The sequence below is a fragment of the Paraburkholderia atlantica genome (assembly GCF_009362785.1).
Classification (GTDB): domain Bacteria; phylum Pseudomonadota; class Gammaproteobacteria; order Burkholderiales; family Burkholderiaceae; genus Paraburkholderia; species Paraburkholderia atlantica.
In genome coordinates, this window is sequence record NZ_WHNQ01000029.1 from 1 (window position 1) to 20,233 (window position 20,233).

The 20,233-nt window shown below is 55.7% G+C and carries 18 protein-coding genes; 10 read left to right on the forward strand and 8 right to left on the reverse strand.

The window, feature by feature from the left end:
• Together GCT19_RS30515 and GCT19_RS30520 are read right to left on the reverse strand one after the other, a co-directional pair.
• The coding region (locus tag GCT19_RS30515; protein ID WP_152854003.1) for a transposase at positions 1 to 227 on the reverse strand (227 nt) is incomplete at its 3' end.
• Between the two features lie 534 nt (positions 228 to 761).
• Positions 762 to 1,136 carry a DUF3564 family protein gene (locus tag GCT19_RS30520; RefSeq protein ID WP_084598300.1) on the reverse strand — a complete coding sequence of 125 codons (375 nt, stop codon included), beginning with the start codon at positions 1,134 to 1,136 and terminating at the stop codon, positions 762 to 764.
• A 1,017-nt stretch (positions 1,137 to 2,153) separates the two neighbouring features.
• On the opposite strand from GCT19_RS30520, the gene GCT19_RS30525 reads away from it, so the two are divergent.
• The 7 genes from GCT19_RS30525 (at position 2,154) to GCT19_RS30555 (ending at position 9,670) form a co-directional block, all read left to right on the forward strand.
• The gene (locus GCT19_RS30525; protein ID WP_018434970.1) at positions 2,154 to 3,308 is read left to right on the forward strand and encodes a 2-aminoethylphosphonate--pyruvate transaminase; all 1,155 of its coding nucleotides are present in this window, start codon (positions 2,154 to 2,156) and stop codon (positions 3,306 to 3,308) included.
• Position 3,309: 1 nt separating this feature from the next.
• Positions 3,310 to 4,632, forward strand: a complete 1,323-nt coding sequence (locus GCT19_RS30530) for an O-acetylhomoserine aminocarboxypropyltransferase/cysteine synthase family protein (RefSeq protein ID WP_018434971.1) — start codon at positions 3,310 to 3,312, stop codon at positions 4,630 to 4,632.
• A gap of 29 nt (positions 4,633 to 4,661) precedes the next feature.
• Positions 4,662 to 5,729, forward strand: coding sequence for a fatty acid desaturase family protein (locus GCT19_RS30535; protein WP_018434972.1), 1,068 nt, complete (start codon positions 4,662 to 4,664; stop codon positions 5,727 to 5,729).
• Positions 5,722 to 6,540, forward strand: coding sequence for a gamma-glutamyl-gamma-aminobutyrate hydrolase family protein (locus tag GCT19_RS30540; RefSeq protein ID WP_018434973.1), 819 nt, complete (start codon positions 5,722 to 5,724; stop codon positions 6,538 to 6,540). Before GCT19_RS30535 ends, GCT19_RS30540 begins: the two co-directional genes overlap by 8 nt.
• Positions 6,541 to 6,615: 75 nt before the next feature.
• Positions 6,616 to 7,221: a LysE family translocator gene (locus GCT19_RS30545; protein ID WP_018434974.1), complete on the forward strand. Its 606-nt coding sequence runs from the start codon at positions 6,616 to 6,618 to the stop codon at positions 7,219 to 7,221.
• Between the two features lie 98 nt (positions 7,222 to 7,319).
• Positions 7,320 to 8,222 (forward strand): homoserine O-succinyltransferase, encoded by a 903-nt coding sequence (locus GCT19_RS30550; protein ID WP_026228590.1) that lies wholly within the window; start codon positions 7,320 to 7,322, stop codon positions 8,220 to 8,222.
• Positions 8,223 to 8,311: 89 nt separating this feature from the next.
• A complete protein-coding gene (locus GCT19_RS30555; protein WP_018434976.1) occupies positions 8,312 to 9,670 on the forward strand; it encodes a glutamine synthetase family protein in 1,359 nt (452 codons plus the stop codon).
• Between the two features lie 328 nt (positions 9,671 to 9,998).
• On the opposite strand, the gene GCT19_RS30560 is transcribed toward GCT19_RS30555, so the two are convergent.
• The 4 genes from GCT19_RS30560 to GCT19_RS30575 form a co-directional block, all read right to left on the reverse strand.
• A complete protein-coding gene (locus GCT19_RS30560; protein WP_026228592.1) occupies positions 9,999 to 11,129 on the reverse strand; it encodes an amidohydrolase family protein in 1,131 nt (376 codons plus the stop codon).
• Complete coding sequence (locus GCT19_RS30565; RefSeq protein ID WP_018434978.1) at positions 11,126 to 12,439, reverse strand: MFS transporter; 1,314 nt, start codon at positions 12,437 to 12,439, stop codon at positions 11,126 to 11,128. The genes GCT19_RS30560 and GCT19_RS30565 overlap by 4 nt, the downstream gene beginning before the upstream one ends.
• Before the next feature lie 77 nt (positions 12,440 to 12,516).
• On the reverse strand, positions 12,517 to 13,791 hold the full coding sequence (locus GCT19_RS30570) for a CaiB/BaiF CoA transferase family protein (RefSeq protein ID WP_018434979.1): 1,275 nt from the start codon (positions 13,789 to 13,791) through the stop codon (positions 12,517 to 12,519).
• Positions 13,788 to 14,771: a hydroxymethylglutaryl-CoA lyase gene (locus GCT19_RS30575; RefSeq protein ID WP_018434980.1), complete on the reverse strand. Its 984-nt coding sequence runs from the start codon at positions 14,769 to 14,771 to the stop codon at positions 13,788 to 13,790. The genes GCT19_RS30570 and GCT19_RS30575 overlap by 4 nt, the downstream gene beginning before the upstream one ends.
• Positions 14,772 to 14,934: 163 nt before the next feature.
• Here GCT19_RS30575 and GCT19_RS30580 point away from each other — a divergent pair, with 163 nt between their 5' ends.
• The gene (locus GCT19_RS30580) at positions 14,935 to 15,753 is read left to right on the forward strand and encodes an IclR family transcriptional regulator (RefSeq protein WP_018434981.1); all 819 of its coding nucleotides are present in this window, start codon (positions 14,935 to 14,937) and stop codon (positions 15,751 to 15,753) included.
• A 749-nt stretch (positions 15,754 to 16,502) separates the two neighbouring features.
• On the opposite strand, the gene GCT19_RS30585 is transcribed toward GCT19_RS30580, so the two are convergent.
• Positions 16,503 to 17,240 carry an SDR family NAD(P)-dependent oxidoreductase gene (locus GCT19_RS30585; RefSeq protein WP_018434982.1) on the reverse strand — a complete coding sequence of 246 codons (738 nt, stop codon included), beginning with the start codon at positions 17,238 to 17,240 and terminating at the stop codon, positions 16,503 to 16,505.
• Positions 17,241 to 17,382: 142 nt separating this feature from the next.
• Here GCT19_RS30585 and GCT19_RS43610 point away from each other — a divergent pair, with 142 nt between their 5' ends.
• Complete coding sequence (locus GCT19_RS43610) at positions 17,383 to 17,544, forward strand: hypothetical protein (protein ID WP_018434983.1); 162 nt, start codon at positions 17,383 to 17,385, stop codon at positions 17,542 to 17,544.
• A 68-nt stretch (positions 17,545 to 17,612) separates the two neighbouring features.
• Positions 17,613 to 17,999, forward strand: a complete 387-nt coding sequence (locus tag GCT19_RS43615) for an SbtR family transcriptional regulator (protein ID WP_227717676.1) — start codon at positions 17,613 to 17,615, stop codon at positions 17,997 to 17,999.
• Between the two features lie 816 nt (positions 18,000 to 18,815).
• Here the strand turns inward: GCT19_RS43615 and GCT19_RS30595 are convergent.
• Complete coding sequence (locus GCT19_RS30595; protein ID WP_026228593.1) at positions 18,816 to 20,183, reverse strand: carboxyl transferase domain-containing protein; 1,368 nt, start codon at positions 20,181 to 20,183, stop codon at positions 18,816 to 18,818.
• Positions 20,184 to 20,233: the final 50 nt, after the last annotated feature.

The window sequence follows — 20,233 nt, forward strand, 5'->3', positions numbered from 1 at the left end:
TTGTTCTCGGCGCGTAACCGCGAGAGCTCCATCTGCTCGGGCGTGACCACCTTCGCTCCGGGACCGTTCAGTTTGCCGGCCTGCTCGGCCTTCACCCAGTTGCGCAGCGTCTGCTCCGACACGCCCAACTCGCGGGCCACTGCGCCTACGCCTTGCCCGTCCTTGACTCGTTGCACGGCCGCCGCCCGGAACTCCGGCGTGTACGCCTGTTTTGGTACCTTGAACATCTCTTCTTTCCTTCCTTTGGGTCGAGTTTACACACGACCTGCTGGAAGGCGAAATTTCAGGGGAAGCTCAGCCGATGCGAAACGGGCTATTCGACAACGCGCGAATTAGCGACAAAGCTCGGTGTATCAAGTTAGGCAAAGGGGCCCTGTCCTCCTGCGTGAGCAATTTGGCCGGGCGCAACGAGCAGCTCAACGGCGAAGGGGTAAGTCCGACAGACGGGGCTATCGACGCAGGCCGGTGCAGTTGCGGATGGGCGCATATTTGGAAAGACATCAACGAGAAGCTGGCGTACGCACCGGGAGTCGTCACGGTGCAGCGGCATGGGGAGTAAAAAAAGATCTGTCGCAGATGCGAGACGTTCAACTGGTACGGCAAGCTGACGGGTGGTGATCGTTGATCATGGAGCCTCGATCGGTCAAGCCGCAAACTTATGGAGGGCTCAACCTCCATTCGAGATGTATTCCGAACACAGTGGTCAGATTCCTGAGCAGGTGCTGTCGTTCGATTGCCTCATTTGTTTAACGCAGATGGTGTCAGGAATTCTTGCCGGTGGTGAACAGTTCATGTTCAGGCTGTCCCCGTTGGTTATCTATACACTGAATATGCCAGTGGCCGTTTGATGGAGCCCAACGTCCTTCTGTATACCGCAGCGCATATCCGGAGTCGCCTTCGAAAAGTCTGTAACGACAGTCGAGATTCAATCCTTCGAGAACATACGCGAGTGTGTTTTCGCTGGGCCCGCACACTAACGTGTTGCCGCAATCCACATGCAACGAGCCCCATTCGGGTAAGTCCAGTCCGGAATGAGCCTCGCGCGACCATTGCCGCTTTTCTGTGTCGAGCCAGAGGATTGCGAATGCCATGGGACGGGTAGTATTAAACATGTCGAGCTGGACGGTAAGACGCATGAAAATTCTCCGAACACATATTCTCCACGCCTAGTTGACGTAGGAAACGGCGACCCTCGCCGCGGAACGCTCGCTGATTTCTCATCTCCCAGCGTATGCGCATCGTTCGTCGATGTGCTGCTATCAAAACGATCGCGACAAGGACCGTCACTCTGCCTGAGATATCTCACGGGGAAGAGCGCTGTGCCTGTACTAACTGTGTGTCGCGATTCATGAAGATCAGAGATGGGGAACTGACTACCAGTGGCGCCTCGGGCCATGCACGCCCTAGAGCTGCTGAACATCTTGATAAATTGTCGCGTACGGTGCGAGCGAGCAACTGCGAGATGTAGGGTTGGTGTACCACGCTGCAACGTGACAACCCGGGTTTAGTTTGCCGCAGCAACAGAGGGCGTGTCGTTGACCACGATCAACCGAAGGCCCCGAGCTGCATTTGAAGTGTTGTCGGTTGCACATATGCTTGATGACAGACGGCGGGGAAAATCTGTCGCATACCGTCGTTGTTCCGCACAGGGCTAACGCCAAGTTGCGTGTACTTCAATACGAGCATAGCGGTTCGAGGAAGGTTGCCAGCAACGGATATTCGATACTGATATACAACGACGGCGTTTGGGTCTCGTCGCGGATGCTGTCGTGGACGATTCACAAATTGTCCGCGTGCCACGTGCCTTGTGTGACCACGGCGCAAACCAGTTCGCGCCGTGGTCATATCAGGTTCCTCAGTGCAACGACGGCAGTATTAGCGTTTATTAGGTATGCATAAGAAGAACTCATATTGGTGCGGTGGTTCGCTGTGGCATGATCATTATCAGCTGCGGAGGAATGCAGATAACTCGAAGCGGGCCTGCGCAAGAGTTCCAGTCCGTCAATTGACATGAAGTCCAATGCGATGGGCTCGGCCGCATCGGTAACCAACTACTTTGATCTCTGATATCTGTGCGCGACGGGTGTCAGGTGGAGCATGGGCTGCGCTTTCGCGTCCTTAAACAACTGTTTTCGACTATGGAGTGTGGACCTATGACCGCACGGCACCCATTTTTATTGACACCGGGGCCATTGGCGTTGGACGCCGAAGTAAGGGCTGAGATGCAGTTTGACATGGGTTCCCGCGACGTGAGTTTCAAGAAAATAACGGAGCGAGTAAGGGGCCTGATTGTAGATTTGCTGGACGCTCGGGGGGGGTACTCGGCAGTACCCATACAGGGCGGCGGGTCTTACGGCGTAGAGGCGGCATTGGCTTCGTTCGTTGGGACGTCAGACCGGCCTCTCGTATGCATTAATGGAAACTACGGCGAGCGGATCCTCAAAATGCTGCAGATCCGAGGCATTAATGCCGTCAGCATCGTTGCCCCGAGTGATCAGTCCTTCCCCATGACAAAAGTCGCTGCGTGCCTGGAAGAGGATCCGGGGATCACCCATCTTTGTTTTGTGCACTGTGAAACGACCACGGGAGTCGTCAATCCGCTTCGGCCAATGGTAGAGTTGGCAACGCGTCATGGTGTAAGAACCATTATCGACGCAATGAGTTCTTTCGGTGCTGTGGAAATCAGCGCCAGGGAAGTTCCGTTTGACGTCCTTGTGACCTCGAGTAACAAGTGCATCGAGGGTCCGCCGGGAGTGTCTTTTGTTGTTGCCTCGCTGGAAACGCTCGATAGCAAGACCTCAGAGACCAACTCGTTCGTGTTGGACGTTCGGGACCAATGGCGTAACTTCGAACAGACTGGCGAGTGGCGTTCCACGCCACCGACACATGTTGTTCAGGCGTGCGCAAAGGCCCTCGAAGAACTGGCTATTGAAGGGGTGGTTCGCCGTGGAGAGCGATACGCCTCTGTCCGTGACGCTGTCATCCGCGCAACTGGGCCATACGCCTCTCCATTGTTGGACCCGCGGGATCGATCGCCGGTATGCCTTGCGCTGACGGCACGCGATGTCGTTCGTACGCAAGAAGATCTCGATGCGCTGTACGCCCATCTCGTGGAGTACAACCTCTACATCTATACCAAACTGCATCTTCCGACCCGCAGTTTCAGGATCGGGTGCATGGGATGTATTGATCCGATGTGGATCCGCCTGCTGGGAATAGCATTTGAAGACTTTTTTTCAGCTTCATTCGATGAATCCGGAAGCCACCCGGGCCGCCGTATAACCGACTTATGGAAAAAGGCCATTTGACATGTCAAGAAACAATGCCAACGCCGAAATGAACCGCGAGACGTCACTTCTACACGCTGGCTATCGTCATGACCCCGCCACCAAAGCGGTGTCTGTGCCGATTTATCAATCTACCGCCTATGAACTTGACGGCGATCTTGAAAAAATTGCCGATATCTACAACGTCCGACAAGATGGGTTCACGTATAGCAGGATCATCAACCCTACAACGCGCATCCTCGAGAAGCGATTCGCTGCAGTAGAGGGTGCGAGCGACGCCCTGGCGGTAGCCTCAGGGCAGTCCGCAACCTTTCTCGCTATCGCTAACCTGTGCAGCGGAAGGCCAGGCGATAACGTTGTCGCATCGAAGTATCTATATGGCAATACGTGGAATCTGCTCTTCAATACATTCAAACGATTGGGTATCGAGGCACGATCTGCGGATCCAAGAGACGTAACATCGTTCGAGCGGATGTTGGACGACAGGACGATTGCTATGTTTGGAGAGACGTTTTCCAATCCATGCCTTGTCCCGTTGCCTGTTCCGGCGCTGGTGGAAATCGGTGCGCGGCGCGGGATTCCTGTTATTGTAGATAACACGACAACCCCTTTGATTTGCCGTCCGAAAGCTCTGGGCGCGGATATCTCCACGTATTCCGCGACAAAGTATCTATGCGGCCACGGAACGACACTTGGCGGACTGATTGTCGATAACGGAAGCTTCCCGTTTGACGACGCAGGCCGCTTTCCGTTGTTCAACGACGGAGATGAAGCGCATGGCGACATCCTCTGGAAAGAAGCTGTTCTGAAACTTGGCGATCTTGGCGCAAGTCCGTATTTGCTTAAATCCCGGATGACTTGGCTTCGTGACACCGGCGCCGCGATCAGTCCCTTCGCCAGCTTTCAGCTGATACAAGGACTCGAAACCCTTCATCTGCGCATGCAGCGGCATTGCGAAAATGCCGTCGCGGTTGCGGAGTTCCTTAACGCCCATCCGAAGGTCGCACGTGTCTCATATCCATCACTGTCGTCAGGATACGAACGTGAGCTTGTCGACGAGTTAGTTGACGCACGCGTCGGCTACGGCGCAATGATTATGTTTGAACTGGGCGATGAAGCGGCAGGGCGAAGATTCATAACCAACATCGAGCTAATGTACCACGTATCGAATGTCGGTGACGCGCGAACGTTGGTCACGCATCCCGTTTCGACAACGCACACAACGGTTCCCAAGGAAAAGCGCGAGGCCGCTGGTATTTTCGACGGTTCGATTCGGCTTTGCGTTGGGATTGAGAACATTGATGATATCGTCGCCGATCTTCAACGCGGACTTGACGCTGTCTGAGGTCGATCTTTCTGGGAGGGAATTTGATCATGGAAATTTATGACGCTTGGCAATTGCGCGGCAAACGTTTTACCACTTGGCGATTCTCGCGCGACATTATGCGAGAGCTGTCCGAATTGAGGCCAGATAATTTGACCGGCGCACTTTACATTGTGAAGGACTATCTTGTCATTCTTGCGTGTGCTTATGCGACGATACGAATCTCGTGGTGGCTCTACCCGCTTGCAGTACTCATAATCGGCGCGCAACAACGCGGACTGACAACTATCGCGCATGATGCCGCGCACCGGACGCTTGCCAGGAGCACCGGATGGAACTACGTGCTCGGCATCGTCTTCGCCGCATATCCTGTTTTTCAGCGGCACTGGGCTTATCGCTACTCGCATGTTCATCTGCACCATCCATATCTCGGCGACCCTGAAAGGGATCCTGACCTGAAGTTCTTTATATCATCGGGCGTGTATGATGTGCGCCCGCCACGTGAATACGCGTTTGCCATTGTCTGGAAAGCGATGTTTGGCGGAGCGACGGTACGCTATCTCAGGTATCTATGGAGTGAGCGGTTTCTTATTTCTCGTGAGGGGAAAAAAGACATCGACAGGCGGGGTGCTGCCATCGACACCTATGGATTTGCGATATTCTGGCTGATTGTCATTTTCGGCTTTGCCCTGACGCAATCGCTGGATTTGCTTGTGCTGTTCTGGCTTGTTCCATATCTAACCACGTTCCAAGCCTTGGGCTGGTTCATTGAACTCGCTGAGCATTCGCCAATGTGTGAGACCGAAACCGAAGATGTGTACTTGACGCGTAACCGCAAAGGCAATTTGATCGAGCGACTGCTGGTCGGCGCGAACCTTGATGAATATCATCTGGAACACCATCTTTCGCCAGGCGTGCCTTTCTGGCACCTGAAGCGGGCACAGAAGATCAGGTCGCGCGATCCGCGATATGCTGAGGTTGCAGATTCATGGGGAGGACTCTTCGCTAGTGGACCAAAAGGGCAGCCAAGTGTCATCAACCAGCTGCTCGAGCGGAACCGGCGGCTGTACGAGGCCCAGCGCGGACGGTTAGCAGGGGAGGGCGTGGTCAATGAGTGATACACGTCGCCATCTGGGGTGCGCCGTCGTTGGGGTCACAGCCAATCGTCATCTTCACGACGGCGTTCACCGCGACTGGTTGCGGCGGCGCTATATCGAGGCGCTGACTAGACACGCGTCGGTCGAGTGCGTCATCTTACCGACGATCGACCGCGATTTGCCTTGCGACGCGATTTTCCAAAGATTACGCGACCTGATGCGTCGTCTTGACGGCCTTGTTCTAACTGGCGACGAATCAGATCTCGATCCCGGGATCTTTGACAGGAACGGTGGCGCTTGGGCGCTTGCTGAAGACGACATTGTCGCCTGCAGGACGGATCGTCCGCGAGACAGGCTGTCGATGGTTGCGTTGATGGTGGCGGAAGAACTGGATATGCCAGTATTGGGAATTTGCCGCGGTTTGCAGGAGATGAACGTATACCGTGGCGGCACATTGCACGAAGATCTATCGTCGACGCACAAGGGGATCTCGCATCGCGAAAATCCAGAGATTCCTCGCGACGAACAGTACCGTCCGGTCCATACGGTTAAGGTCGCTTCCGGCGGCTTGCTGTCGTCCGTTATCGAGGGCGACGAGTTATGCGTCAATTCGTTGCATAGGCAAGGCATCGCGGAGCTTGGAGAAGGAATCCGAGTGGAGGCAGTAGCGGGGGACGGTGTTGTAGAAGCGCTGTCATATAGGAATTCACGCACCTTTCAACTGGCGCTCCAGTGGCATCCAGAATGGCATGCTTCCAGCGATGTAATCAGCCAGAAGATTCTGGGCGCCTTCGGGAGAGCCTGCGAGGCATATAACGCAGCGGTCCACTGAGATGCGGAGATTAGCCGGATTTTGTGTCGATAGTTGTTCCTTTCGCGAGTGATTTGCAAATCGAGGCGGGGCTTCATGGATTTTCATCTATTTGTTTTGTTTCTTGTTACTTTTACTGCCGCCGTGGCTTTGCCTGGTCCGAACGTCATTTTTGCCGTTGCTCAAACATTGAAGCACGGGCTCAAAATCGCAATTCCTGGCGCGATCGGATTTGGTACTGGTGCGGCCGTTCACGCAGCAGTCGTATTGTCGGGTGTTGGGATTTTTATACAGGATAACCAATGGGTGTTACTTTATGTCCGATGGATAGGGGCGATATATCTTGGATGTCTTGCCATTATTGCTTTTTGTGGGAAGCGGGAGTCAAGAACAGAAGATGCGGTGTGCTGGAACTCCAGACAGGTGTTTGTCGATTCCCTCATCGTCTCTCTAGCGAACCCTAAGGGGTGGTTGGCCACATTAGTTACGTATCCCAGTTTCATCAGCCCATCCGGTTCCTACCTTGGGCAGGCGGTTCCGATGGGAGCTGCGGCAACGGCGATCTCCGTCGGGGTCTATTGCGGATATATGTTTCTTGCAGATCGCGCAAGCGTGGTATTGAGCAACAGATCCATGCTTGAGAAGATTACGGGCGCACTTTACGCATGCGTCGCAGCCAGCTTGCTCTTCTTAAACAGGTGAAGACCGAAACTTGCTCGCAGTCGGTCAGACGTGGTGTTGTTGGTATGCCGTGCAGTCTTGCGGGTATCGCGTAGTTTCGAAACGGAGGTTGTGCTTCCATGCCGATCAAGGTTCCAAAAGGTTTGCCGGCTGTAATTGCTTTACAAAAAGAAGGCATCAAGGTAATGGAGCACGAAGCTTTGTATCGGCCGATTGAACGTCCTTTGCATATTGGTTTGCTAAACCTGATGCCCAATAAAATGGAGACGGAAATCCAAATTGCACGTCTCCTCGGTGCAACGCCCATATTGGTTGACCTCACCTTGGTAAAGATAGCCAGTCATTTACCCAAGAACACACCAGCAAGTCATTTGGCGTCGTTTTACCAGGATTGGGAAGAGATAAAGGAGCGGATATTTGACGGCTTTATTATTACCGGCGCACCGGTTGAGTTGATCCCCTTTGAGGAAGTGGCGTATTGGAACGAGTTAACTCAGATTCTCAACTGGACTCAAACCAACACTCTGAGCTGCTTCAACATCTGCTGGGCCGCACAAGCGGCGCTATATCATTTCCACGGTCTGCCTAAGTACACATTGAATGAGAAGGCTTTTGGTGTCTTCAGGCACCAAGGCGTCGGGTCCACGTCACCGTATCTGCGGGGCCTGTCAGACGATCTCTTTGTTCCCGTCTCCCGATGGACGGAAATGCGACGCGCCGACATCCCACCAGGCAGCGGTATCTGTGTGCTCATCGAATCGCCGGAAACAGGCCTGTGTCTGCTTGATGACCCGAACCATCATTCCCTGCATATATTTAATCACCTAGAGTACGATTCGCAAACGTTGGCAGACGAGTATCTCAGAGACCGTTCACTTGGTCGTCGGGTAAGTATTCCGGCAAATTATTTTCCGGAGGATTGCGAAGATCTTCTGCCGCGCAATTGCTGGCGCAGTCACGCCAACATAATTTTCGGAAACTGGATAAAACAAATTGGCATGATCAAGCCACATAAATATTAGATCACTCGTTTGCCGGGTCAAATTTGTCCGCGCATAGTGGATTGGGTGCGCGTGCCGGAAGAGCTTATTTACGTTCCGCGGGAGGGAATATGAATCTGAAATTCGAAGAATTGAAACGGGATGTTGCTTCGGGTGCTATTGATACAGTTATCGCCTGCATGGTTGACATGCAAGGTCGGCTTGTCGGGAAGCGGTTTCAAGGGGACTTTTTCGTTAAGCATGGCTATCTGGAAACGCATGCCTGCAATTACTTGTTGGCCAATGATATCGAGATGGAACCGGTGGCAGGGTACACGTGTTCAAGTTGGGAAGCTGGATATGGCGATTTTGTGCTCAAGCCCGACCTTTCGACATTGCGGCGCATTCCTTGGCTTGAAGCGACGGCGTTGGTAATTTGCGATGTTTTCGACCAGTGTCAGGAGCCCGTTGCTCATTCGCCGAGGCAGATTCTACAGGAGCAGCTTCGTCGTCTGAACGAGAGGGGAATGGCCGCGTGCTTCGCATCGGAATTAGAGTTCTACCTATTCGATGAGTCTTACGAGTATATATCGATGAAGAAATTTCGCGACCTCTTAACCTCTGGAACGTACAACCAAGACTACCATATCCTGTCGACCTCGCGACAGGAATCGGTCATGCGTCGGATAAGGAACGGATTGCACGGTGCGGGAATCGCGATCGAATGCTCGAAAGGGGAATCGGGGCCTGGGCAGGGCGAAATCAATGTACACTACGCCGATCCGCTAGTGATGGCTGACCAACATACGCTAATTAAGCACGGCACCAAGGAAATTGCATCCCAGGAGAATAGAGCCATTACGTATATGGCCAAGTGGAACTACCAGTTGGCAGGTTCTTCCAGCCACATTCACTCCTCCCTGTGGACACTAGATGGAGCTCCGCTCTTTTTTGACAGAAATTCGCCCTATGGCATGGCCAATGTTATGCGCCACTACCTTGCGGGTCTTCTGAAGTATTCGAGCGACATCACGCTGTTTTTAGCGCCATACGTTAACTCATATAAACGATTTCAAAAAGGGACGTTCGCGCCGACCAAGGCGGTCTGGAGCCCAGACAATCGTACGGCTGGTTTCAGGGTTTGCGGCGAAGGCTCGTACGCGGCTAGGGTCGAATGTCGGATCGGAGGCGCGGATCTCAATCCATACCTGGCCTTCGCGGGGTTAATCGCGGCCGGCCTCGCGGGGATTACCGAGAACCTCGAACTGCCCGGTCCATGTCATGGTGACGCGTACCGTGATTGCGATCTTCCGGATATTCCCAAAACGCTAAGAGAATCGATCGATGTTGCATCAAATTCAGCCTGGCTGCGGGATGTCCTGGGAGATGATGTTGTTAAGCATTACGTGCATGCGGCCCGGTGGGAACAGTTGGAATATGATCGCCGAATAACAGACTGGGAACTTGGGAGAGGATTCGAGAGAACCTAGGGGCAGGCTTACCGTTAGCTTGCTGCGGAGAACTGAGCATGCCCGATGCTACAGAAAGGGAAATGGGCGGCAAGTAACCCGAAAACTGCTACTGCAGATGGTGAAAATTCTCGCTACGATGACAAAAAGCGTCCGAGACGTACCGATGCTGGCAGTTGAGCTGCCAGCATGGCGTCCTTGGCAAGGACGGTAGTTCCTTCCAAGTCGGCTTCATCAGGCGGCTATCGCGCCGGTCCTGTCATACACACAAAGGCTGTCCAAACGCAGCTGTTGGGCCGACAGTGAGGACGATGCTTCCGGGCCGGCCGCGCTGATCCATCGGACGCACTCATTCGAAGCGGTAGGCTTTGGTGACCGTGCCCCGAAACAATGCTTCGCGCTCTGCGGGACTCGCTTGCGCAGTCAACTTCTTGAAGGCGTTCCAACCGTTGCTGAAGGGATAAGAGCCCTTGTCCACGGGGAAATTGCTTTCGAACATGCAGCGGGCCGCACCGAATGCATCGATACACGTATAGATCCATGGCTTCCACGCCTGTGCCAATTGGTCCGACGAGGGTGGGCGTTCGCCCTTTTCGAACTCGAAGCCATTGATGCGCATACCAAGGCCACCCACCTTCACATAGACATTCGGCAGTTCGGCGAGTGTGCGCATTGAACGGGACCACGCATCGAATACTTCCTCGCGCTGCTTTGCATAGCTGGCGATCCGGAGAACGCCGCCGCAATGGTTGATGATGAAAGGCGTATGAGGATTCGACTTGGCCAGCTCGTACAACTCCGGCAACTGCGGAAAGAATAACCACGCGTCGTATGACAGTCCAAGCGAAGCTAGTTGTGCGACTCCCGCCCCGTAGTCCGGATCGAGCAGCAGCCCTCGCGGGGGCGCCGATAATGGATTGACAAGGGTCCGGTCGGCATCCCAAGTAACGAGGTGCCTAACGCCACGAAATCTGCCATCGCCAGCATGCAGTTCTGCCTCGAGAGCATCGCGCACCGCTGATCCGCGGCGAAGATCAGCGTAGCCGACCATGGCTTTTGCAACCTGCGGCTTGCCGCTCTGCAAAGGAGTCGTGACGCTTGCAACATATTCGATTTCTCCCACAGGGCGCAGTGCCTCGGGACCAGACGGGCGATACCGTGTCAGCGCCTGCATGAACACCGAGGCAGTAATGTTATGTCCCGAGCGCGCGTCCTCGAGATACTCGTCCAGAAGGTAGGTCCATCCTGGGCGCTCGTAGAAGTGATGATGCGCATCGATGATCGGCATGTCGGGTTCGAGCGCGGCTTCGGTGCCGCGAGCGAGCCAGTCGGCCCGAACGGGAAGGTAATTGCTCGTTGTGCTCATGAGGTGCTTTTCCTCTCTTGCAAACGCATGGCGCCCGGTAACAGGGGAGAGAATCATGGAAGCTGAGGCAGTGCCGAGCAATTGCCGACGCCGCGGCGAATGAGATTTTTTCATGCCTGTTCTCCGGAACCGAACGCATGAAGTGACAGTGTCAGCAATGTCGTGATGCCCAGCGCGATTGACAGGCCAATCATGCCGGCCGAGAACGTACCGAAACCGTCTTTCAGATAGCCGATGAGATACGGTCCGACAAAGCCGCCAAGCGCGCCGAACGAGTTGATGAAAGCGAGCCCACCGGCGGCCGCTTGGCCGGAAAGGAAGCTGGTTGGGAGCGTATAGAAGATCGTTCGCCCGGCAATCGTGCCGATAAGCGCGAGCGTGAGGCCGGCCATCGTCGGAAGCAGTTGATGAAAGTACGTCGAGACGCCGAGCGCGATTGCGCCGATCAGCAGACCCGCGGCCAGATTCGCTATCGGCCCGCCGCGACTGTCGACTCGTTTGGCCCACCAGAGCAACGCAACAGTAGCAAAGAAGTAAGGCACTGCCGACATCCAGCCCGTCTTTGCCACGCTCATGCCGTGAGCCCTCAGCATCTGAGGGAGCCAGATACCGATGCCGTAAGAGCCCATCGTGAAGCCGAAGGAAATCATCGCCAGAATGTAGGTTCGCACGTCCTTCAATGCCGCGACGAAATGCTTCTTCTTCCGACTTGACGTGTCTTCTCGATCGAACGCCCCCTGCAGAGCTTGCCGTTCGTCGTGCGACAACCACTTCGCATCGGCGGGCTTGTCGTCCAGCATTTTCAGTACCAGAAAACCGAGGACGCACGCGGGCAGTCCTTGAACGACGAACATCCACCTCCAGCCAGCTAGTCCCAAGACACCGTCCATGTGCAGCAGGCCAGCCGAGAGCGGCCCCCCCACGAGCGACGAGAGCGGCGTGGAGACGGTGAACCAAGCCAGAACTCGGGTGCGATAGGCAGGCGGAAACCAGACCGCGAGAAAAAAGATCACACCGGGGAAAAAACCGGCCTCGCCGATGCCAAGCATCAGCCGGATCGCGTAGAAGCTTTTCGGGCCGACAGCTAGTGCCGTTGCCGCTGCGAACAGCCCCCACGTGATCATGATGCGGGCGAGCCAGCGCCGTGCGCCGAAGCGGTACAGCGCGAGGTTACTCGGAATCTCGAACAAGCAATACCCAGCAAACATGATGCCAGCCCCCCAGCCGAACTGCGTGGCGGTCAAGTCCAGATCGCGGTTCATTGTCAACGCCGCGAAACCGACGCTGGTGCGATCGAGATAGTTGAAGAAGTACGCAAGCGCCAGTAGCGGAATGAAGCGCCGCGCGGCTTTTCTGACCGCGGAGTGCTCGAGGGTGGAATCCGCCGCGCGGCCTGTGGCGATATTCGATGAACTTAATGCCATGCCTCGTCTCCGGACAAATCGCGGCGTGCAGAGGCCCGGCCTCTGCGGAACAGTGACTGCTTGTTTGCTTCGCTGGTTCAGGCGCTGGCGAGTTCGTTCGCCGAAGGATTCGACGCATCGTGAGGCTGGGCGTCCCGACACTTGACAATCCCAGCCTCGACCAATCGTCCGAGATCCTCAGCCGTGTATCCGAGATCTGTCAGAAGCGCCTGAGTATCCTGACCGAGCGAAGGCGGCGGCGCGCGTAGGTGCAGGCGCTCACCACCGAGCGTCAAGGGCAGCAGCGCAGTCCGTGTCGCGATGGCTTGCCCCGCATCGCTGGCGTCAGGCGGCAAAGTCACTTGGGCGAGTCCGCCGGTAGCGAGCAGGTGCGGATCATCGAAAAGGTCCTGCGGCTTCATGATCGGCGCATAAGGCAGCCCGCAGCGCTCGAAGATCGCGCTAATCTCCGCGGCGGTGAACGCTTCCAAATGTTTTTGAAGCTGCGGCAGCAACCATTCGCGGGCCTGCACGCGCAGATTGTTGGAGGCTAGCCGCTCATTCGACTTGAGCTCCGCCAGCCCGAAAGCGTCGCAGAACGGCACCCATTGAGTATCGGAGACGACCGCAAGAAAGATCTGCTCGCCATTTTTCACCGAGAACACGTCATAGATGCCCCAGGCTGAAATGCGGCTTGGCATCGGCGCCGCGGCAGTACCGGTCACCGTGTACTGCATCATGTGCTGTGCTACGAGGAACACATTGTTCTCGAACAGCGCGCTTTGCACTTCCTGACCCCGGCCGGTGCGTTCGCGTTGTGCGAGGGCCGCCATCGCACCGATCGCGCCGAACATGCCTCCCATGATGTCGTTGACACTCGTTCCGGCGCGCAGCGGCCTGCCTTCCGGTCCCGTCATGTAAGCGAGGCCGCCCATCATCTGCACGACCTCATCCAGCGCGGTGCGATGGTCGTATGGGCCGGGCAGAAACCCTTTATGCGACACGTAGATGAGACGCGGATTGATCCTGGACAGTGCAGCATAACCGAGGCGAAGTTTGTCCATCGTGCCGCTCTTGAAGTTCTCGCTGAAAATGTCCGCCCCTGCAAGCAGCTTGTGAATGATTTCCACGCCGCGCGGATCTTTTACGTCGACAGCGATGCTCTTCTTGTTGCGGTTGAACGTGCTGAAGAAGCCCGCCCCGGACCCGCGCAAAGCGCGCGTGCTGTCGCCGGAAATGGGTTCGACCTTGATCACCTCCGCGCCGAGGTCCGCCAGCACCATGCCGCATGTGGGCCCCATCACCATGTGCGTCATCTCGACGACGCGTACGCCGCTATACGGCAAATCTTGGTTGGCTCGCACTTTGCTCATTGCGCTAGTCTGATCCGGTAGTCTTCCGGTTGCGGCGCACGGGGTGCGTGGCCGTCTGCATACGCGAATCCTTTGGGGAGCCCAGCGTCCTGCAAGTGTCCGTATAACGCTTCGCGAGGCAACGCATCGGCGAGAATGGCACGCGCGGCGATCAGCCTGTCGATGTCCACGCCCGTGTCATAGCCCATGGCTTCCAGCAGGAAGACCAAGTCCTCAGTCACGATGTTGCCGGTTGCGCCCGGCGCATAGGGGCAGCCGCCGAGACCCGCCTGGCTGGAGTCGATCGTCGTCACGCCGACTTCAAGCGCTGCGACGACGTTGGCAAGTCCCTGTCCGCGCGTGTTATGGAAGTGTGCACCGCCAGCCTTTGAGCCAAGTTCCGTTTGGAGCCGGCGAAACAGCCGGCGAACCTGGGTCGGGTTCGCGTAGCCGCTCGTATCGGACAGGCCGATTTCATCAACACCACACTCGGCCATTGCCAAACACATGCGCATCGTCTGGTCATCGGTCACAGTGCCGGCGATCGTGCAGCCGAAGGCAACCGAAATGCCGGCCTCTATCTCTACGTTTGGAAACCGTTCGTTGCGAAGCGCGACGATATTGCGCACTTCCTCGATCATCTGCTCATTGGTTTTCTGCATATTGGCCAGCGAGTGTTCTATGGTCACTGACACGGGAAGCGTGACCTTGTGCACGCCAGCTTCGAAACCGCGCTGACTACCACGCAGGTTCGGCGCGAGAACCGCGACGCGCAAATCCGGAATAGACAGCCCATGCGCGACGACTATACGAATGTCAGCCATCTGCGGCAGCAGCTTCGTCGGCACGAATGAACCCACTTCAATTTCCCTAAGACCCGCAGCGGCGAGCGCGGAGATCCATCGCAGCTTCGCTGCCGTGGGCATCACGGTTTTAACGCTCTGCAATCCGTCGCGCGGCCCGACCTCGCTGATCAACACTTCGGGATTCGGGGTATTCAAGAGTAACTCCATGGTTCTATACAATAGATCGTAGGTCTACGTGATAGAACTCTAGATGGTCGGATTAATCTCGTTAATAAGGGTAAACCCTTGATGCCAAAGTGAAACTTGAGTTCTGTCAAGCAAAACCGTAAAGTGACGGCAATTGACCGAAGGGGAAGAAATGACTGGCATTGGGCCCGACGACGGGCAGCGTTCAGTCGACGGATCGAAGACAAGCAGCGGAGTCGCGGTTCTTGACCGAGCTTTTGCTATTCTCAGCGCATTCGGCCCGACCGACGACCAGTTGACGCTAACCGAGCTTTCGCGCCGTGCCGGGTTGTACAAAAGTACGGTCTTGCGGTTGCTCGGCGCTTTAGAGCACGGCGGATTTATCCGGAAGTTGAATGACGGTCAGTACTCTATCGGACCTCAACCGCTACGGCTCGCAATGCTTTACCAGCGGTCTTTTCAAGTCGGTCCAGTGGTGGAGCCGATCCTTCAGCAGCTCAGTCGGGACTTGGGCGAGACGGCATCTTTCTATGTGCGGCAAGGTGACCAGCGCTTAGTTCTGTACCGCGTGGAGCCTTCGAGAAGCGTGAGAGTAGCGATACGTATTGGGGAGGAATTTGCGATTGACAACGGCGCCTCCGGCAAAGTACTGCTCGCTTTCACTGAATCGTCAGATCCGCGCTGGAATCGGGTGCGGGAACAATTGTGCGCGGTCTCATACGGTGAACGCGATCCTGAAACGACATCAGCATCGGTGCCGGTGTTCGATTCAACCGGTCAGCTAGTAGGCGCTCTGACTCTATCGGGACCGAAGGGCAGATTCGACACCCCATCTACGATCAAGCTTGCTCTTAAGGAGTTGCTTCTCAGCGCGCAGCGAGCGACGGTTGCCTTGGGGGGCAGGGGCGCGAAATACGATGCAAGCATCGCCAGATTCGTCCAGGAAGACGCCCCAAATCTTGAAGGAGTGGATATCGATAGAAGCAGTTAAATGCGTCTCTTCATCGGCGCCTTTTGGTTGGTCCGCCTCGCCAACCGCTCCAGGAGCAAGACGACCTTACGGTCTCGCTGCTTCTATATTCGATAGAGTTTTCTGATGAATTGCCCACGACCGTCCGTGTGTAATTTATCTGCGGCGCTGATCGCGGGCATCGACGCGAACATCTCCTGGTTGTGACTGATCCTTATATCGACGAACTCGCACAAAGAGCAGTGCCTGCCGCTCACACTGTTCGCATGGTGGTTAGTGCCTGCGCGCAACGTTAGTCACCGACCGGGTGGCGCGTGGTGTTGATCATCGGCTCCTGGGGTACGCTTGTCATGTGGGCGATCCGCCGCCAACTGCCGGGAAAACCGGCGCCGGCTTGCGCAGCACGCCATCTACAAGCAGCGGACAGTGTGACGTTCACGCTCACCTCGGCTCGTGGGCTAGCATGAGACACAGCGCGTGCATGGTATTCGCAAAGCAGCTCATCGTTGCGTGCCTTCCAATGACGCTAGGGGTGCTATTCCATTGCGGGGCAGCTGCAGCAACGCAAGTCAGCGTGTCTGAAATTGGCTGGAGCCCGCTCGACTCGCTCAGGACAGTCAGGTCCAACGGCGTAGCTTGTCTCACTTGCGCATGCGAAATCGCCGCGTCGGACATTATCAGGAGCGCAAAGGCGCCCACGAAGCCGCACCGTTGGGCCCGGATGAAGCATGCATCTGACACTGATCGGCATTGCATCTTTGTGGACTAACTCACCAGGGAAGCGGACCCGTTGCGTTCGAAAAGGTGCCGGTCGGCCCGTTTGTGTCAAGGAGGGCAAGGCGGACCGGCTCTCGGGCCGCATCCTCGACTGCCCCAGCTCTGGGTGCGTGGTTGCTCAAGTCAGTGGCTGTGAACCCTGGACTCACTGCATTGACCTTAATACCGGTTCCCTCCAGCTCAATGGCGAACGCCTGCGTTATCGCATTGAGTGCTGTTTTCGAGGTCTGATAGACACCGACATACTGCCTAGAGTAATCCGACGGGTCGTCCTTGAGCGTGAGGGAACCACCTGCGCTCGAAACGTTGACTATGCGAGCCGCCGGCGCTTTTCGAAGAAGCGGCAGCATCGCCTGCGTAACGGCGACAACTCCAAACACGTTCGTCTCGAAGACCAAGCGCATATCGTCAACGATTGCGCGGCTCACCTTATCCCCGTCTCTCATTTCATTGGCAGGCGTCCCCAGCTTGATTGGACGTGATATACCTGCGTTGTTGATCAGGACATCGAGACGTCCCCAAGTATTCTCGATCTGCCTGGCAGCCGCGGTAATCGAGGACTGATCGGTCACGTCGAGTTGGATCGCTTGGCTGTCACCTCGAAGACTTCTTGCTGCTGCCACACCAAGGCCGAGTTTGCGTGCGCCGATGAGTACCTCGAAGCCTTGGGCCGCCAAGTCCTTCGCGATCTGAAGGCCAATTCCCTTGTTTGCGCCGGTAACGAGCGCCAAGGGGGGGTATGCATGTTTGCTCCGTTCAAGATGATGGTTTCGAGCTGTCGAGCGTGATTCGCTTACGATAAAATCTAACCGGAACCGCGCTCCGGTTACCGACTATACGGAGCACTGTTCCATTTAACAAGGGAAAAATGAATTGATCAGCAAGACGAACGGGACCGTCGGCGGACTTCCACGGCATTCGGTGCGCGCTGACGCGCAACGCAACATCGATACGCTCCTGCGAGCTGCACTCGCAGTTTTTGAATCCTCGGGGATCGATGCTCCGGTGCGCGAGATGGCGCAAAAAGCCGGCTAGGTATAGGGACAATCTATCGTCACTTCCCCCAACGTTCGGATCTAGTTGTAGCAGCGTTGTGCAGTGAGGTGGATGCCTGCGCCGATGCCGGCTTTGAACTTGCCGCCACGCTTGGCGCTGGCGACGCATTGGTAGGATGGATTGAACGCTACGTCGATTTTGTGACGAGGAGACGCGGTCTCGCCGCGGCTCTGAATTCGGGCGATGCCGCGTTCCGGGCATTGCCGACCTATTTTCTTGACCGACTCCGGCCTGTCGTTCAGAGCCTTCTTGATGCCGCCACAGATTCGGGCGATATTCGCAAGGGAATACGGCCCGAAGAAGTTTTGTGCGCGGTAGCCGCCCTGTGCGCTCCGCTTGAATGTCCCGATCCGCCCGATGCCCGGAGGTTGGTGGCTGTGTTTCTCGATGGATTGCGCTACGGTGCGAGCAACAGGATTCTAGTCCGGGGTTGACTTAGCGACGATAGCGCGACTATCGCCACTTTTTGTTGGGCGCTTTTGCCGACCAACTGCTCAAGCGGCTTGCCGGATCGTCGAGCATCAGTGCGATTCACCCGGTTTCGCAAAATCGTCTCATACGGCGCATCGCACGGTATTGCCATCGAGACGCTCTTCAGAGAGAAATCGTGAGTGCGGCGATCGACCACTTGCGGACCAAGCGCGTGTCTGGCCGCGCCCGCGCGACGGGCGCGCTGTCGCACCCGTCACCGGGGCCGGACGCGGAAGTCGGGCGAGTCCGGCTTCCTCGCCCAGGACTTTGGTCCCGCAGCGCGAATGACAATAGTGTATATGTTACATCTCCCCTAGTTCAGCGGCAGGCTTTGTGCACGTCATTTCTTCAAATAGAACTAATCCGGGAGGCACGCTCGACGTGCGCAAAGGCGCCACAGTGAAGTCGGTGCGCGTGTAGACACCACACAATCCGATCGGAGCAGTTCAAAAGCGGCCGGTTTTTGCATTGGCAGCTGAACTGCAATCCTTGGCAGAAAAGCAGTCGCACTATGCAGGTTACAGGTCGGCGTGCCAAACGCATCTGTCCTGGGCATCGTCCTGCTGAGCCTGACACGCAGCGCAATCTTGTTGATAGTGCGTGGACCCCGCCTAGCGCGATGAACGTGACATGCGTACATCGAATCGCCGGTTATCATGACGCAGTGCCGGATGACCGTGGCGCGGCAACAGTCCAAAGAAGTTTGATCGCGGCAGTGCTACGACTTGGACACGATAGTCTGGCAAGTCGCGCATTGTCCCGCGATCAGAACATCCGACTCAAGATCTGCCTGCTTCCGCGAACAAGTATCTCGAAACCTGCTCCCGGGTATCTTCTATTTCAATGACGTCGGTAATCAGTCCACTGGCCTTCAACAGTTCGGGATTTACGATTTCGTCGGTCAGCTTCTGTATTATGTCTCTTGTCGTTTCATCAAGTTCTGGCATGACTTTTGTCATCGTATCGGGACCGAAAACACCAATGTGAGCCTGCGGATAAGCCAAGACTGCTACTGGGTTAAAGCCAGGGCCGCACATAGCATACACGCCTCCCGTGTACGCTTTTCTTGCAATGAGCAGCAACTTAGGTACTTTGCTTCGAACGTGTGCCCTGAACAAATCTGCCGCTGCAGAAAAAATCCCACTATTTTCGGCCTCTCGGCCTATCATAAATCCAGGGATGTCAGCAATAAACATGATCGGTATCCGGACTTTCTCAGCCACACCAACCATTTTGACTATTTTGGTAGCGGATTGCCTGTGAATGGCACCGCCCTTATAGCGGGGATTGTTGGCAATGATAGCGACCGCGCTTCCTTTAATGGTCGCGTAGCCTGTCAACACTTCCTTTGCGTATTCGGGGCTAATTTCGGTGAAACTGTCCTTGTCGACGAAAGAATGCAGCAACCGATGCATGTCATAGGGCGTACGATGATCCGATGGAATCAAGCTCTTGAAATCAGCTGCTTCGGGTTCTTCATATCCCAGACCACGGTTCGCTCCGCGGTTGGCGCTGACGTGAAGCAACTGCCTTACACATCCGAATAGGTCTTCTTCATCTTCGAATACCAATTGAACTGAACCTGAGTGCTTGCTGTGAACGTCTGTTCCACCTAGCGAATAGAGATCTGAATCCTGAGCCAGCATGGCCTTCACCATATCGGGGCGACCCATGCACAAGGCGCCCTTTTTGGTCATCAACACCAAGTCAGCCAGCATCAGTGGTAAGGCCAAGGGGCCTGAGGTCGGGCCGAGTATGGCGGAAATTAGCAAATTCTTCTCGGCCAACTCCGCGAGGGATGCACTGACTCTGCCCATTCCAGTTGGTGATAAAAGCAGTTTCGACATGTCCGATGAAAGAACTTTTGTGGTATCGAAACTATCTGTCCCTCCGGGACGGTCCTGAACGTAAATCAATGGGGCGCAACTGTCCCGGGCTATCGTTACGGTCTTTGTAATCTGCGTGGCGGTGCGCCACTGTCCGCTTCCTCTGAATTCACAGTCTCGTCCCCGATTCATAACCAGAAACGTTCTTACGGAATTTATAGACCCTTCGCCGCAGATGAAATGACTTCTCTCGACAGGGTGATGGTCGACAAAACTACCGGCGTCAAAGAGAGTGTTTATTCTTTGCAATGAAATCTGCATTGGCTACCGCCTCCGAAACGGTGTGCGAATCGTTTGCTGCTGCCTGCGCA

Coding starts and splice junctions, on each gene's coding strand:
- GCT19_RS30550 (WP_026228590.1), top strand. CDS start 7,320: ATGCCGATCAAGGTTCCAAAAGGTTTGCCGGCTGTAATTGCTTTACAA.
- GCT19_RS30555 (WP_018434976.1), top strand. CDS start 8,312: ATGAATCTGAAATTCGAAGAATTGAAACGGGATGTTGCTTCGGGTGCT.
- GCT19_RS30540 (WP_018434973.1), top strand. CDS start 5,722: ATGAGTGATACACGTCGCCATCTGGGGTGCGCCGTCGTTGGGGTCACA.
- GCT19_RS30535 (WP_018434972.1), top strand. CDS start 4,662: ATGGAAATTTATGACGCTTGGCAATTGCGCGGCAAACGTTTTACCACT.
- GCT19_RS30580 (WP_018434981.1), top strand. CDS start 14,935: ATGACTGGCATTGGGCCCGACGACGGGCAGCGTTCAGTCGACGGATCG.
- GCT19_RS30545 (WP_018434974.1), top strand. CDS start 6,616: ATGGATTTTCATCTATTTGTTTTGTTTCTTGTTACTTTTACTGCCGCC.
- GCT19_RS30595 (WP_026228593.1), bottom strand. CDS start 20,183: ATGCAGATTTCATTGCAAAGAATAAACACTCTCTTTGACGCCGGTAGT.
- GCT19_RS30525 (WP_018434970.1), top strand. CDS start 2,154: ATGACCGCACGGCACCCATTTTTATTGACACCGGGGCCATTGGCGTTG.
- GCT19_RS30520 (WP_084598300.1), bottom strand. CDS start 1,136: ATGCGTCTTACCGTCCAGCTCGACATGTTTAATACTACCCGTCCCATG.
- GCT19_RS30560 (WP_026228592.1), bottom strand. CDS start 11,129: ATGAAAAAATCTCATTCGCCGCGGCGTCGGCAATTGCTCGGCACTGCC.
- GCT19_RS30530 (WP_018434971.1), top strand. CDS start 3,310: ATGTCAAGAAACAATGCCAACGCCGAAATGAACCGCGAGACGTCACTT.
- GCT19_RS30565 (WP_018434978.1), bottom strand. CDS start 12,439: ATGGCATTAAGTTCATCGAATATCGCCACAGGCCGCGCGGCGGATTCC.
- GCT19_RS30570 (WP_018434979.1), bottom strand. CDS start 13,791: ATGAGCAAAGTGCGAGCCAACCAAGATTTGCCGTATAGCGGCGTACGC.